General features: G+C 60.3%; 11 protein-coding genes. 6 read left to right on the top strand and 5 right to left on the bottom strand.

Annotation, left to right across the window (positions count from 1 at the left end):
- Positions 1-91 precede the first annotated feature (91 nt).
- Complete coding sequence (gene secA, locus V9L13_RS14240; RefSeq protein ID WP_338799845.1) at positions 92-2,827, bottom strand: preprotein translocase subunit SecA; 2,736 nt, start codon at positions 2,825-2,827, stop codon at positions 92-94.
- Between the two features lie 307 nt (positions 2,828-3,134).
- Between secA and V9L13_RS14245 the strand changes: the two genes are divergently transcribed.
- Positions 3,135-3,590 carry a DciA family protein gene (locus V9L13_RS14245; RefSeq protein WP_201136739.1) on the top strand — a complete coding sequence of 152 codons (456 nt, stop codon included), beginning with the start codon at positions 3,135-3,137 and terminating at the stop codon, positions 3,588-3,590.
- Positions 3,591-3,717: 127 nt separating this feature from the next.
- On the opposite strand, the gene V9L13_RS14250 is transcribed toward V9L13_RS14245, so the two are convergent.
- Positions 3,718-5,205, bottom strand: coding sequence for a helicase HerA-like domain-containing protein (locus tag V9L13_RS14250; RefSeq protein WP_338799846.1), 1,488 nt, complete (start codon positions 5,203-5,205; stop codon positions 3,718-3,720).
- Between the two features lie 186 nt (positions 5,206-5,391).
- On the opposite strand from V9L13_RS14250, the gene V9L13_RS14255 reads away from it, so the two are divergent.
- The 4 genes from V9L13_RS14255 (at position 5,392) to V9L13_RS14270 (ending at position 10,773) form a co-directional block, all read left to right on the top strand.
- Complete coding sequence (locus tag V9L13_RS14255) at positions 5,392-7,281, top strand: methyl-accepting chemotaxis protein (RefSeq protein WP_338799847.1); 1,890 nt, start codon at positions 5,392-5,394, stop codon at positions 7,279-7,281.
- Between the two features lie 636 nt (positions 7,282-7,917).
- A complete protein-coding gene (locus V9L13_RS14260) occupies positions 7,918-9,009 on the top strand; it encodes a glycosyltransferase family 1 protein (protein WP_338802870.1) in 1,092 nt (363 codons plus the stop codon).
- Positions 9,002-9,778, top strand: coding sequence for a DUF2334 domain-containing protein (locus V9L13_RS14265; protein ID WP_338799848.1), 777 nt, complete (start codon positions 9,002-9,004; stop codon positions 9,776-9,778). The genes V9L13_RS14260 and V9L13_RS14265 overlap by 8 nt, the downstream gene beginning before the upstream one ends.
- The gene (locus tag V9L13_RS14270) at positions 9,775-10,773 is read left to right on the top strand and encodes a lysylphosphatidylglycerol synthase transmembrane domain-containing protein (RefSeq protein WP_103486328.1); all 999 of its coding nucleotides are present in this window, start codon (positions 9,775-9,777) and stop codon (positions 10,771-10,773) included. The genes V9L13_RS14265 and V9L13_RS14270 overlap by 4 nt, the downstream gene beginning before the upstream one ends.
- On the opposite strand, the gene V9L13_RS14275 is transcribed toward V9L13_RS14270, so the two are convergent.
- Positions 10,757-10,933 (bottom strand): hypothetical protein, encoded by a 177-nt coding sequence (locus tag V9L13_RS14275; RefSeq protein WP_177434683.1) that lies wholly within the window; start codon positions 10,931-10,933, stop codon positions 10,757-10,759. The genes V9L13_RS14270 and V9L13_RS14275 overlap by 17 nt on opposite strands.
- An 88-nt stretch (positions 10,934-11,021) precedes the next feature.
- Entirely contained in the window at positions 11,022-11,870 is an 849-nt protein-coding gene (gene purU, locus V9L13_RS14280; RefSeq protein WP_003227580.1) for a formyltetrahydrofolate deformylase, read from the bottom strand.
- A 338-nt stretch (positions 11,871-12,208) separates the two neighbouring features.
- Between purU and mvaT the strand changes: the two genes are divergently transcribed.
- On the top strand, positions 12,209-12,586 hold the full coding sequence (gene mvaT / locus V9L13_RS14285) for a histone-like nucleoid-structuring protein MvaT (RefSeq protein WP_003227581.1): 378 nt from the start codon (positions 12,209-12,211) through the stop codon (positions 12,584-12,586).
- Between the two features lie 103 nt (positions 12,587-12,689).
- On the opposite strand, the gene sbcB is transcribed toward mvaT, so the two are convergent.
- Positions 12,690-14,120 carry an exodeoxyribonuclease I gene (gene sbcB / locus V9L13_RS14290; protein WP_103521043.1) on the bottom strand — a complete coding sequence of 477 codons (1,431 nt, stop codon included), beginning with the start codon at positions 14,118-14,120 and terminating at the stop codon, positions 12,690-12,692.
- Positions 14,121-14,234: the final 114 nt, after the last annotated feature.

Below are 14,234 nucleotides of genomic sequence, written 5' to 3' on the forward strand. Positions count from 1 at the left end.
TTTTCGACAAGAAGGCGGCGGATTAAATGGCAAAACGCCGCGACGGCAGGAGCCGGTCGCGGCGCGGGTATTTCAGCGATTGAAACGGGGTTTACTGGATCTGCCCGTGGCAATGCTTGAATTTCTTGCCCGAACCGCAGTAGCACAGTTCGTTGCGGCCCAGCTTCTGCTCGTTGCGAACCGGAGCGGTGGCGAGGGCCACATCGACCTCTTCACCCAACACTTCCGGTTGATCAAGACCAGGGGCCTCGGCGTGTTCGAACTGCATGCGGGCGGCCAGTGCTTCGGCTTCCTGACGCAGGCGTTGCTCTTCGGCTTCCGGATCTTCGCGGCGCACCTGAACGTGCGACAGCACACGGATCGAGTCGCGCTTGATCGAATCCAGCAGCTCGGAGAACAGCGTGAACGACTCGCGCTTGTATTCCTGCTTCGGGTTCTTCTGGGCGTAGCCACGCAGGTGGATGCCGTGACGCAGGTGATCCATGGTCGACAGGTGGTCTTTCCACAGGTCGTCGAGAACGCGCAGGACGATCTGCTTCTCGAACGAGCGCAGTGCTTCGGCACCGGCCTGATCTTCTTTCTCGTTGTACGCGGCCATCAGCTCGACCATCAGCTTCTCGCGCAGCGTCTCTTCGTACAGGTGATCGTCTTCGTCGAGCCATTGCTGGATCGGCAGTTTCACCCCGAAGTCGCTTTCCAGCGAAGCTTCCAGACCGGCCACGTCCCATTGCTCTGGCAGCGATTGCGGCGGAATGTGTGCGCTGACGGTGGCGTTGAGCACGTCCTGACGGAAATCGGCGATGGTTTCACCGATGTTGTCGGCGGCCAGCAACGTGTTACGCATGTGATAAATCACTTTACGCTGTTCGTTGTTGACGTCGTCGAACTCGAGCAGTTGCTTGCGGATGTCGAAGTTGCGACCTTCGACCTTGCGCTGCGCCTTCTCGATCGCGTTGGTCACCATGCGGTGCTCGATCGCTTCGCCAGGCTGCATGCCCAGGGCTTTCATGAAGTTCTTCACCCGGTCAGAGGCGAAGATGCGCATCAGGCTGTCTTCCAGCGACAGGTAGAAGCGGCTGGAACCGGCGTCGCCCTGACGACCGGCACGGCCACGCAGCTGGTTGTCGATACGACGGGATTCGTGACGCTCGGAGGCGATGACCTGCAGACCGCCGGACTCCAGCACTTGCTGGTGACGCTTCTGCCAGTCGGCCTTGATCTGGGCGATCTGCTCGGGGCTCGGGTTTTCCAGCGCCGCGACTTCCACTTCCCAGTTACCGCCCAGCAGGATGTCGGTACCACGACCGGCCATGTTGGTAGCGATGGTCAGGGCGCCCGGACGACCGGCTTGCGCGATGATCTCGGCTTCTTTTTCGTGGAACTTGGCGTTCAGTACCTTGTGCTCGATGCCTTCCTTGCTGAGCAGGTTGGACACGTGCTCGGAAGTTTCGATGGTCGCGGTACCCACCAGGATCGGACGGCCCTGGGCCATGCCTTCCTTGATGTCGTTGATGATCGCCGCGTATTTCTCTTCGGCGGTCAGGAACACCAGGTCGTTGTAGTCTTTACGCGCCAACGGCTTGTTCGGCGGAATGACCATGACCTGCAGGCCATAGATCTGGTGGAATTCGAACGCTTCGGTGTCGGCGGTACCGGTCATGCCGGACAGCTTGGTGTACAGACGGAAGTAGTTCTGGAACGTGGTCGAAGCCAGAGTCTGGCTCTCGGCCTGAATGTTCAGACCTTCCTTGGCTTCGATGGCCTGGTGCAGGCCTTCGGACAGACGACGGCCCGGCATGGTACGACCGGTGTGTTCGTCGACCAGCACGACCTGGCCGTCCTGCACGATGTATTCGACGTTGCGATGGAACAGCTTGTGCGCACGCAGACCCGAGTAGACGTGGGTCAGCAGGCCCAGGTTATGCGCCGAGTACAGGCTCTCGCCTTCGGCCAGCAGGCCGACGCCGGTGAGCATTTCTTCGATGAACTGGTGACCGGCTTCGTTGAGTTCGACCTGACGGGTCTTCTCGTCGATGGTGTAGTGACCGGCCTTGGTGACCTGGCCTTCGACTTCTTCCACATGCAGTTCCAGCTGCGGGATCAGTTTGTTGATCTCCATGTACAGCTTGGAACTGTCCTCGGCCTGACCGGAAATGATCAGCGGGGTACGGGCTTCGTCGATGAGGATGGAGTCGACTTCGTCGATCACGGCAAAATTGAGTTCGCGCTGGAATTTCTCTTCCATGCTGAACGCCATGTTGTCGCGCAGGTAGTCGAACCCGAATTCGTTGTTGGTACCGTAGGTGATGTCGGCAGCGTAGGCGGCGCGCTTCTCTTCCGGCGGCTGGAACGGCGTCACGACGCCGACGGTCAGGCCGAGGAATTCGTAGAGCGGACGCATCCAGTTGGCGTCACGGCGGGCCAGGTAGTCGTTCACGGTCACAACGTGCACGCCCTTGCCGGACAGCGCGTTGAGGTAAACGCCCAGGGTTGCCACGAGGGTTTTACCCTCACCGGTACGCATTTCGGCAATCATGCCTTCATGCAAGGTCATGCCGCCGATCAACTGGACGTCGAAGTGGCGCATGCCCATGACGCGCTTGCCCGCTTCACGGGCGACCGCGAAGGCTTCAGGCAACAGCTTGTCGAGGGATTCCCCTTTGGCGATACGGGCCTTGAACTCATTGGTCTTGGCGCGCAACTGATCGTCCGAAAGGGCCACCATTTGCTCTTCGAAGGCATTGACGAGCTGCACCGTCTTGAGCATGCGTTTGACTTCACGCTCGTTCTTGCTTCCAAAAAGTTTCTTTAACAAAGGCGCAAACATATCGGCAGGATCTTCCACACTAAAGGGATGGAGGGCGGCCCCGTGAGTCGCCCGTGCAGCCCTCATGGCCGCATGCGAACGAGCATTCTACCCGGAAACGGTGGTGAGGAAAGTGGCGATATTCCACGATGCTGGCACTGCGCTTTGACGGGGCTCACTTAAAATAAGGGCGTTTTGCTCAACTTCAACCCATCAAGGGACGAAGTTAGTCGTTGATTTAATGGGTAAAGCAGGGACAAAAGCAATGGGCGAGTGGTTCCGTTGCTTTCTGCTACCATGGCGCTTCTGTTACCTCAGGTGTTCGAACATGGCATTTCGCCCCCTTACAGCCAGGGCACCCGCCGCTCTGCTTCGCGAAGCCAAACCCCTCAAGGCTCTGCTCGGCCATGCCCAACGCCTGGGGCATCTGCAGCGCCTGCTCGAAAGCCAGCTGCAACCTGCCGCCCGCGAACATTGCCACGTGGCCAAGTGGCGCGAAGGCCAATTGACGCTGGTGGTGACTGACGGACACTGGGCGACGCGCCTGCGCTACCAGCAAAAACGCCTGCAACGCCAACTGCAACTGTTCGAAGAATTCGCCAACCTGACGCGCATCCAGTTCCGCGTGCAACCGCCGCTGGTCCAGCGCCGGGCAAGCGGACACTCGATGGATCTGTCGACGGATGCCGCGCAGACGATTCAGTCAACGGCGGACGGGATCAGCGATCCCGCTCTGCGTGCGGCACTTGAGCGCCTGGCGGCACACGCCAAAGACAAATCCTGATCTCAATCCAGAAAACTGCCACTTATCCAATGTGGGAGCGGGCTTGCTCGCGAAGGCGTCCTTTCAGTCAACATTATTGTTAACTGGCAGCCCGCTTTCGCGAGCAAGCCCGCTCCCACAGTTTGGCTCAACGCCGTTTGCTGCCACCGAGCAACGAGCCCATCAAGCCGCGCACCAGTTGTTTACCCAGATTATTGGCCGCCTGGCGCATCGCCGACTTCAGCGCTTGCCCCGCCGCCGTCCCCAGAAACTCCCCGGCACGATCGGCCAGGCTCGGTTCCTCGGCTGCCGGCTTGCCGGCCGGTGTTTCTGCCGGCGGCGCCAGATCCTTGCGGCCCATCAGGATTTCGTACGCCGACTCACGATCAATCGGCTTGTCATAACGGCCCTTGAACGGCGAGCCGGCAATCAGCATCGTGCGCTCGGTTTCGCTCAACGGCCCGATCCGCGATTGCGGCGGTGCCACCAACACCCGCTGGACCATTTCCGGTGTTCCCTTCTCGGCAAGCGAACCGACCAACGCTTCGCCGATGCCGAGCTCCGTCAGCACCGACAAGGTGTCAAACGCCGGATTTGGCCGAAAACCATCCGCCACCGCACGCAGGGATTTCTGTTCCTTGGCGGTGAACGCGCGCAAGCCGTGCTGGATCCGCAGACCGAGTTGCGCCAGCACGCTGTCCGGCAAATCACTCGGCGACTGAGTAACGAAATACACCCCGACGCCCTTGGAGCGGATCAATCGCACCACTTGCTCAAGCCGGTCCTGCAACGCCTTGGGCGTATCGCCGAACAACAGGTGCGCCTCATCGAAGAACAACGCCAGCAGCGGTTTGTCGGCATCGCCGCGCTCCGGCAACTGCTCGAACAACTCGGCCAGCAGCCACAGCAGAAAGGTCGCGTAGACCTTCGGCGCTTCGTGGACCAGGCGGCTGGCATCGAGCAAATGAATGCGCCCACGGCCATCGGCGGCCGGTTGCAGAATGTCTTCCAGTTGCAGCGCCGGTTCGCCGAACAAGGCTTCAGCGCCCTGCTGCTCCAGGGTCGCCAGCCGACGCAACAGCGCCTGACTGGAACCGGTGGTCATCAGCGCGGCGTCTTCGCCGAGCAGCTGCGGATTGTCCTTGAGGTGATTGAGCAGCGCCTTGAGGTCTTTCAGGTCCAGCAGCAACAGGCCTTCGCGGTCCGCTACTTTAAAGGCCGCGTACAGCGCGGCCTGCTGGCTGTCGGTCAGCTCCAGCAGGCTGCCGATCAGCAACGGGCCCATTTCACTCAACGTAGTGCGCAACGGATGACCGGATTCGCCGTGAATGTCCCACAACGTCACCGGATAGGCCTGCGGCTTGTAATCGAGCCAAGGCATGCCGGCGATGCGCTCGGCGACCTTGCCCTGCGGATTGCCGGCAGCACCCAGCCCGCACAGGTCGCCCTTGATGTCAGCGGCGAACACCGCGACGCCGGCATCACTGAATGCTTCGGCAAGACGCTGCAAAGTCACGGTCTTGCCAGTCCCGGTCGCACCGGCGATCAGCCCGTGGCGGTTCGCCAGGCGCATGGCCTGAGCAATCGGTTGCCCCGCCAGATCGGCGCCGATAACGAGTTGCGATGTGTCAGGCATTTTGTCACCTATGGTTAATCTTTAATCCGGTATGGCCGATAGATAAAGGCGAGAACCTGACTGAAAAGTCGGTCGGACATTTCCCTAAGGAGAGTCGGAAATATCAGTTTGTTTCACCCTTGCCCATATTGCGCGCCTTTATAAAAGCACGCCCAGGACATTAAGACCTTAGCGGAACCCCAAGCCATGAACAAAAATCTGCGCTTCAGCCATAAAATTTTGCTTGCCGCCGGCCTCATCGTCATCGCCGCTTTCGCCTCGTTCACGCTGTACAACGACTGGCTGCAACGCAACGCGATCCGCGCTGACCTGAACAACTATCTCAACGAGATGGGCGAAGTCACTGCCGATAACATCCAGACCTGGCTCAACGGGCGCATTCTGCTGGTCGAGAACGCCGCCCAGAACATCGCCATCAATCCGGAACCCGCCAACGTCGCCAGCCTGCTGGAACAGAAATCCCTGACCTCGACGTTCATGGCCACTTACCTCGGCGATGCCACCGGTCACTTCACCATCCGCCCGGACGTGAAGATGCCGGACGGCTTCGATCCACGGGTGCGCCCTTGGTACAAAGGGGCCGAGAGCAGCAGCGCGTCGACCCTGACCGAGCCGTACATCGACGCCGCCACCGGGCAGTTGATCATCTCCATCGCCACCGCCTCGAAAAAGGCCGGCCAGAGCGTTGGCGTGGTGGGCGGTGACCTGAGCCTGCAAACCCTGGTCGACACCCTCACCGCCCGGGACTTCTCCGGCATGGGCTACGCGTTCCTGGTCAGCGCCGACGGCAAGATCCTGGTGCACCCGGACAAGGCGCTGGTGATGAAGTCGCTGAAAGAAGCCTATCCGCAGGACACCCCGCGCATCAGCAGCGACTTCAGTGAAATCACCGTCGATGGCAAGACCCGCATCGTCAGCTTCACCCCGATCAAAGGCCTGCCTTCGGTCAACTGGTACATCGGTTTGTCGGTGGACAAGGACAAAGCCTTCGCGATGCTCAGTGAGTTCCGCACCTCGGCGGTGATTGCCACGGTGATTGCGGTGGTCATCATCATCGCGCTGCTGGGCATGCTGATTCGCCTGCTGATCCAGCCACTGCACGTCATGACCCGCGCCATGGAAGACATCGCTGACGGTGAAGGCGACCTGACCAAGCGCCTGACCATCGTCAATAACGATGAATTCGGTGTGTTGGGTACCGCATTCAACCGTTTCGTCGAGCGTATTCACGGCTCGATCCGCGAAGTGTCTTCGGCCACCGGGCAAGTCAACGAGGTCGCGTTGCGCGTGGTCGCGGCGTCCAACTCGTCGATGTACAACTCCGATCAGCAAGCCTCGCGCACCAGCAGCGTCGCCGCCGCGATCAATCAGTTGGGCGCCGCCGCCCAGGAAATCGCCCGCAACGCCGCGCAAGCTTCGAACCAGGCCAGTGACGCCCGCGGCCTCGCCGAAGACGGCCAGCAAGTGGTGGATCGCAGCATCAAGGCGATGAATCAACTGTCGAGCATGCTCAGCGCCTCCAGCAGCAACATCGAGTCGCTGAACAGCAAAACCGTGAACATCGGGCAGATTCTGGAAGTGATCACCAGCATCTCCCAGCAGACCAACCTGCTGGCGCTTAACGCGGCGATCGAAGCGGCGCGGGCCGGTGAGGCCGGACGCGGCTTTGCCGTGGTCGCCGACGAAGTGCGCAACCTGGCGCACCGCACCCAGGAATCGGCGCAGCAGGTGCAGACCATGATCGAGGAGCTGCAGGTCGGCGCCCGTGAATCGGTGAGCACCATGAGCGACAGTCAGCGCCACAGCCAGGACAGCGTGGAAATCGCCAACCTCGCCGGCGAACGCCTCAACAGCGTGACCCAGCGCATCGGCGAAATCGACGGGATGAACCAGTCGGTAGCGACCGCGACCGAGGAGCAGACCGCGGTGGTCGAGTCGATCAACGTCGACATCACCGAGATCAACACGCTGAACCAGGAAGGCGTCGAGAACCTGCAGGCGACGTTGCGCGCGTGCTCGGATCTGGAACAGCAGGCTTCGCGGCTGAAGCAGTTGGTCGGTAGCTTCAGAATTTAAGGCGCTGCCACTGGCCTCTTCGCGAGCAAGCCCGCTCCCACATTGGATCTTCGGTGTTCACACATTGTGAGTTCCACCAAAAACCACTGTGGGAGCGAGCCTGCTCGCGAAGGCATCCTGTCAAACACCACAACCCCTCGCAGACACTCCCCCCCCCCCCGCGCATATCACCTACAACACCCTGTTCTCCCACATTGGATCTGTGTCGTTTGCAGATCCCCGTGGGAGCGAGCTTGCTCGCGAAGGCGTCCTGTCAAACACCACACCCCCTCCCTGACACTCCCCCCGCGCATATCACCTACAACACCCTGTTCTCCCACATTGGATCTGTGTCGTTTGCAGATCCCTGTGGGAGCGAGCCTGCTCGCGAAAGCATCTTGTCAAACACCACAACCCCTCCCTGATACTCCCCCCGCGCATATCGCCTACAACACCCTGTTCTCCCACATTGGATCTGTGTCGTTTGCAGATCCCTGTGGGAGCGGGCTTGCTCGCGAAGGCGTCCTGTCAAACACCACCCCCCTCCCTGACACTCCCCCCGCGCAATCCCGACCGAACATCTATTCTGGATAAAGGTCAACCAAGGGAGAGCAACACAGCGGAGGGTTCGTCATTGTGCACATCGCCGACATCACCATGTTCTACGCCCCGGCCAGCGGCGGCGTACGCACCTATCTGGACGCCAAGCATCGTCGGCTGGGCGTCAAACCGGGCATTCGCCACAGCCTGCTGATCCCCGGCGCACACTTTAGTGAACACGATGGCGTCTACACGGTGCCCGCGCCTGCACTGCCGTTTGGCAAAGGCTATCGCTTCCCGCTGCGTCTGGCGCCGTGGCGCAATGTCCTGCAGGATTTGCAGCCCGACCTGATCGAAGTCGGCGACCCGTACCTGACTGCCTGGGCAGCGCTGGATGCACGACGCCAACTGGATGTGCCGGTGATCGGCTTTTATCACTCGGATCTGCCGCTATTGGTCAGCAACCGCATGGGCCATTGGGTCACGCCGAATGTCGAGGCGTATGTCACCAAACTCTACGGCAATTTCGACCGGGTGCTGGCGCCGAGCCAGGTCATGGCCGACAAACTCACCGGGCTGGGGGTGCGCAATGTCTTTGTGCAGCCACTGGGGGTGGATCTGCAAACCTTTCACCCCGACGCCCGCGACAACGGTCTGCGCGCCGAACTGGGGATTGCCGAAGACACCCGTCTGCTGATCTTTGCCGGGCGCGGCTCCAAAGAGAAGAACCTGCCGGTGCTGCTCAAATGCATGCGACGCCTCGGCCCGCGCTATCACCTGTTGCTGGTCGGCTCATCGATGCCCGCCGTGGTCCCGGACAATGTCAGCGTGATCGACGGGTTCTGCCCGGCCGCCACCGTGGCGCGATTAATGGCCAGCGCCGACGCCCTGCTGCATGCCGGCGATCAGGAAACCTTCGGTCTGGTGATCCTCGAAGCCATGGCCTGCGGGATTCCGGTGGTCGCAGTGGCGGCCGGGGCGTTCGAGGAAATCATCAACCAGAACTGCGGCTTGCTGTGCGCACCGAACAACCCACAAGCCATGGCCAATGCCGTGCGCGAATTGTTCAGTCGCGGCTGCGTGAAACTCGGCCAGCAGGCGCGGCAACACGTCGAAAGGCATTATTCCTGGGACAGTGTGGTCGACAGCCTGCTCGGTCATTATCACGCGGTCCTCGGCCATTCCTGGCCTCGGGTGGCCAATGGCTGATCCCCTGAACCGCCGCGCCGTGTTGCTGGTGCTGCACGACGTAGCACCGTCGACGTGGGCGGATTATCAGCCATTCGTCGAAGCCGTCGATGCGCTGGGCGGCGTGCCGATGACCTGGTTGGTGGTACCGAATTTCCATGGGCGCGATGCTCTTGAAGCGCATCCGGCGTTCTGTCGCAGGCTCGGCGAGCGGGTGGCCCGTGGCGATGAACTGGCCTTGCACGGTTTTTACCATGACGACCGCGAGCCGGCGCCGACCACGCCCCGCGACTGGTTCATGCGCCGGATCTACACCCACGAAGGCGAGTTCTATCACCTGTCCCGCGAAGCCGCGCTTGCGCGACTGCGTGCCGGTATCGAGTTGTTCCAGCGCTACGACTGGCCGTTACACGGTTTCGTCGCCCCGGCCTGGCTGATGAGCGAGGGTACGCGCCAGGCCTTGCGCGAGTTGCCGTTGCACTACACCAGCGATCCGCAGCATCTTTATTGCCTGCCGGATTTCACCTCGATCGATGCTCCCGGTCTGGTGTGGAGCGCCCGCAGTGCCTGGCGCCGTGGCCTGTCGAAAGTCCTCAGCGACCAACGCGAGCAGCGCTGGCGTCAGGCCCCGGTGATTCGCCTCGGCCTGCACCCGGTGGATATACGCTACCGTTACTCGCGAAACTACTGGCTGCAAACCCTCAAACGCCTGCTCGCCGAAGGACGCATGCCGATGACCAAGATTGACTGGCTGGCGCAACAGCGCGGGCAACTCGGGCACGCCGCATGAGCCGCGGCATTCTGTTGTTGATCGGCCTGCTCGCGGCGCTGCTGATTCCGCTGCTGCTCGGTGGCAATGAAATCTGGTCACGCCTGCAAAGCTTTCCGCTGCCATGGCTGCTGGTGCTGTTCGGCATGATCCTGCTCTGCTGGGGTATCAACACCCTGCGCTTGCGGCTGTTACTGGGCGATCAACGAGATCGCGTCTCACCGCTGAAGAGTCTCGGGGTGGTGATGGCCGCCGAGTTTGCCTATTGCGCCACCCCCGGTGGCAGCGGCGGTCCGCTGACCATCATGGCCCTGCTGGCCCGTTGCGGCGTGCGCCCGGCGCGGGGCAGCGCGGTGTTTGCGATGGATCAGTTGAGCGATCTGCTGTTCTTTCTCTGCGCCTTGAGCGCAATTCTGATCTACGCGCTGTTCCAGCACCTGAGCGACCGTATGGAATGGCTGCTGATGGTCAGTGCCGTGTCGTTATTCGGCGGCCTGATCGGTTGTGCACTGTTGGCGCGCTATCATCGCGCACTGATTCGCCTGAGCGGGCGCCTGTTGGCCCGCATGAACGTCGAGCACAGCACCCGCCGACGCTGGGCGCGCAAGCTCTTGCACTTTCTTGCAGCGTTCACCGATACCCTGAAATTGCCGTGGCAGACCTTGAGCAAAGTGTTTGCGTTGACGTGCGTGCATTGGCTGCTGCGTTACAGCGTGCTGTATCTGGCGCTGCGCGGGCTGGGTGCGGACTTGCAGTGGGCCTGGAGCTTTCTGGTGCAGATGCTGTCGCTGGGTGCGGGCCAGTTCACGCTGTTGCCGGGGGGCGCAGGCGCGGCGGAATTGACCTCGGCGGCGCTGCTGGCGCCCATGGTCGGCAAATCCACAGCGGCGGCGGCAATCCTGATCTGGCGGGCAGTGACGTTCTATTTCTATCTGCTGGTGGGTGGCCCGGTGTTTGTGCTGATGCTGGGACGACCGTTGCTCAAGAAATTGATGAAGGTCAGACAGGCTTCTTAGGTTCGTCCAGCTGTTCTTTCATTTGCTCCCATAATTCGGCAGCCCCGGGAAACTCTGTCCCGTCCTCCGGCGTCATGTCTTCGGGATCATACCTGCTCAAACACCCCTCACCCACGGTGGCCGGCGCTTTGGAAGTGGCTTTGTCCAGTGGATCGCTCATGGGCAGTTCCTCAGGGATGAAATGAAAAAGGGCCTGGACGATTGAACGCCCAGACCCTTGATTTTTCAACCGCAGACTTTCAGACCGATCAGAACACCACGGTCTTGTTGCCGTGCACCAGCACGCGGTCTTCGAGGTGATAGCGCAGACCACGGGCCAACACCATCTTCTCGACGTCACGGCCGAAACGCACCATGTCTTCGATGCTGTCGCTGTGGCTGACGCGTACCACGTCCTGCTCGATGATCGGGCCGGCATCCAGCTCTTCGGTCACGTAGTGGCAGGTCGCGCCGATCAGCTTCACGCCGCGCAGCGACGCCTGATGGTACGGCTTGGCACCGACGAACGACGGCAGGAAGCTGTGGTGAATGTTGATCACCTTGTGTGCGTATTCGCGGCACAGGGCCGGCGGCAGGATCTGCATGTAGCGCGCCAGCACCACCACTTCGGCGTCGTGCTGCTTGACCAGACGCGAGACTTCGGCGAAGGCCGGCTCCTTGTCCTGCGGATTGACCGGGACATGGTAATAAGGAATGCCATGCCACTCGACCATGCTGCGCAGGTCATTGTGGTTGGAAATCACGCAGGAGATTTCGCAATCGAGCTCGTCGCTGTGCCAGCGGTGCAGCAAGTCTGCCAGACAGTGGGATTCGCGGCTGGCCATCAGCACTACGCGTTTCTTCTGTTCGGTATCGGTAATGCGCCAGTCCATCGAGAACTCTTCGGCGATCGGCGCAAACTTCTCGCGCAGTACTTCAATACCGAACGGCAGCGAATCGGCACGGATCTCGTGACGCATGAAGAACCAGCCGTTCTGATTATCCGAGTGGTGGCTCGCTTCGGTGATCCAACCGTTGTGGGATGCCAGAAAGTTACTGACTTTGGCAACGATGCCAACGCGGTCAGGGCAGGAAATCACCAACCGAAAGGTGCGCATGGGGGAAAAACTCCAGAACTTCGCAAAGGCGGCCATTCTAGCGACTGTGCGCGGAAACTGCAGTATTGATGACCACATGTCCGCAGGCAGGCCCGATTAGCGACGCCTGACGCCACGCGCGGCGAAACGATAGTCCTGCAGTGAAGCTGTTCGGCCAGATAATTGTGAATATTCGTGATGACTGCATCACATTATTTAAATGACCATTCAATTTACCGGTTATTCCTTGCAACTAATTCAAATAAAAAATCCGGTTAAATGTTTACTTGATGAAACAGCCTGACTATTATTGCGGCACTGTCCCCTGCCATTCAACACATCCGCATAAGGTAGTTACCATGTCCTTGATCAACGAATATCGCGCCACCGAAGAAGCAATCAAAGAGCTGCAAGCCCGTTTGAAGAACCTGTCGCAAGACGACAAATTGCAAGCCGAGCTGGAATTCGAAGGCAAACTGCGCACCCTGATGGGCGAATACTCCAAGTCCCTGCGCGACATCATCGCCCTGCTGGATCCGGAATCGAAAACCAAAGGCACCCGTGGCGCCGCAGTAAAAACTACCGGCACCAAGCGCGCGCGCAAAGTTAAACAATACAAAAACCCGCACAACGGCGAAGTCATCGAAACCAAAGGTGGCAACCACAAGACTCTGAAAGAGTGGAAAGCCAAGTGGGGCGGTGACGTGGTTGAAGGCTGGGCTACCCTGCTGGGCTAAGCCGCAACGCCTGCCGCAGACTGATTCTGCGACCCATGAAAAACGCCAGCATACGCTGGCGTTTTTTTATGCCCGGCATTTCATGGGCACACTATGTTCGATTTCAAAGATTCAAACGTTTGCGCAATGCCTCGACATAATTCTGCCACTCATTGAGCACTTGATTCTGTATCGGCGTAGCACTAAGCGCCCATTGCTGCGCGGCCTCGGCAAAAGATTGCAGGGTATTAGGCGCGCCCATTTGCGGCTCGGACAAACGCTGCTGACAGAATATTCTCCAGCGTTCTTGCTCCTCGGAATTCAACGTATCGGGAAAGTTGCGTGCGCGATATCGAAAGAGTAATTCCGGCAGACGTTCATCATCGAACGGCCAGTGTTCTTGCGCTAATTGTGCCGGATCCGCCGTCCTCACTTGCTCACATAGACGCCGGTCACGATCACCGATAAATCCATCGTACAACTGCTGTTCCGGATCTTCGCTCGGCGTGAAGTCTTCGCTGGCGTAAATCGCCGCGACTTTATCTTTCCAAACTTGTTGTGCGTCACTTAGCCGCAGCGCACGTGCCTGATACAGCGCCATGTCCAGGCCCAGGCGCTGCTGATCGTCGGCGCGCAATACCGACAACGGCGCCACCACCGGGCAGCGATTGATGTGAATCAGTTTCAGCGGCACCGGCAGTTCACCTTCGGCGAGGTCGTCGCGGCGAGTGTACAGGCGCTGGCGCAGGGTTTCGGCGTCCAGATCCAGCAAGCCTTGCGGATCAAGGTGCAGGTCACAGACGATCAGCGCATTGCGATTGCGCGGATGCCAGGCCAATGGCAGCACCACACCGACATAGTGCCGCGCCGCCGAAAAGCGTCCGGAGATATGCACCAGCGGCTGCAATAGACGAATCTGATCCATGACCTTCTGCTTGCTGCGCAGTTGAAACAGCCAGTCATACAACTTCGGCTGTTTCTCGCGGATCAACCGCGCCAGCGCGATGGTGGCGCGCACGTCCGACAGCGCTTCGTGCGCATGCCCGTGGTCGATATGGTTGGCGGCCGTAAGACGTTCGAGCTTGAGGGTGACCTTGCCTTCGTCATCGGTCGGCCAGACCAGGCCATCGGGGCGCAACGCATACGCGGCACGCACCACATCGATCAGGTCCCAGCGACTGTTGCCGCCCTGCCATTCACGGGCATACGGGTCGAAGAAATTGCGGTACAGGCTGTAGCGGGTCATCTCGTCGTCGAAACGCAAGGTGTTGTAACCCGCGCCGCAAGTGCCGGGCGCCGCCAGTTGCGCATGCACACGGGTCATGAAATCGGCTTCGCTCAGGCCGTGCTCGGCGAGTTGCCCCGGGGTAATGCCGGTGATCGCGCAGGCCGCCGGGTGCGGCAGGATGTCTTCGCTGGGCTGGCAGTAGAGGTTGACCGGTTCGTCGATTTCATTGAGGTCGTGGTCGGTGCGAATCCCGGCGACCTGCAGCGGGCGGTCGTTGCGCGGATTGATGCCGGTGGTTTCGTAGTCGTACCAGAAGATTGAAGTCACGGGCGGTTCCTGAACTGAAGATCGGCAAAGTCTAGGCGTTGAACCCGCATCGCGGCCAGCGCTGTGTCATTCAAGCCGCGCGCACCACACGATGTGCAATACATAGTGATGTCG

This window comes from Pseudomonas sp. RSB 5.4 (assembly GCF_037126175.1).
Lineage (GTDB): Bacteria > Pseudomonadota > Gammaproteobacteria > Pseudomonadales > Pseudomonadaceae > Aquipseudomonas > Aquipseudomonas fluorescens_H.

Coding starts and splice junctions, on each gene's coding strand:
- secA (WP_338799845.1), bottom strand. CDS start 2,827: ATGTTTGCGCCTTTGTTAAAGAAACTTTTTGGAAGCAAGAACGAGCGT.
- V9L13_RS14245 (WP_201136739.1), top strand. CDS start 3,135: ATGGCATTTCGCCCCCTTACAGCCAGGGCACCCGCCGCTCTGCTTCGC.
- V9L13_RS14250 (WP_338799846.1), bottom strand. CDS start 5,205: ATGCCTGACACATCGCAACTCGTTATCGGCGCCGATCTGGCGGGGCAA.
- V9L13_RS14255 (WP_338799847.1), top strand. CDS start 5,392: ATGAACAAAAATCTGCGCTTCAGCCATAAAATTTTGCTTGCCGCCGGC.
- V9L13_RS14260 (WP_338802870.1), top strand. CDS start 7,918: ATGTTCTACGCCCCGGCCAGCGGCGGCGTACGCACCTATCTGGACGCC.
- V9L13_RS14265 (WP_338799848.1), top strand. CDS start 9,002: ATGGCTGATCCCCTGAACCGCCGCGCCGTGTTGCTGGTGCTGCACGAC.
- V9L13_RS14270 (WP_103486328.1), top strand. CDS start 9,775: ATGAGCCGCGGCATTCTGTTGTTGATCGGCCTGCTCGCGGCGCTGCTG.
- V9L13_RS14275 (WP_177434683.1), bottom strand. CDS start 10,933: ATGAGCGATCCACTGGACAAAGCCACTTCCAAAGCGCCGGCCACCGTG.
- purU (WP_003227580.1), bottom strand. CDS start 11,870: ATGCGCACCTTTCGGTTGGTGATTTCCTGCCCTGACCGCGTTGGCATC.
- mvaT (WP_003227581.1), top strand. CDS start 12,209: ATGTCCTTGATCAACGAATATCGCGCCACCGAAGAAGCAATCAAAGAG.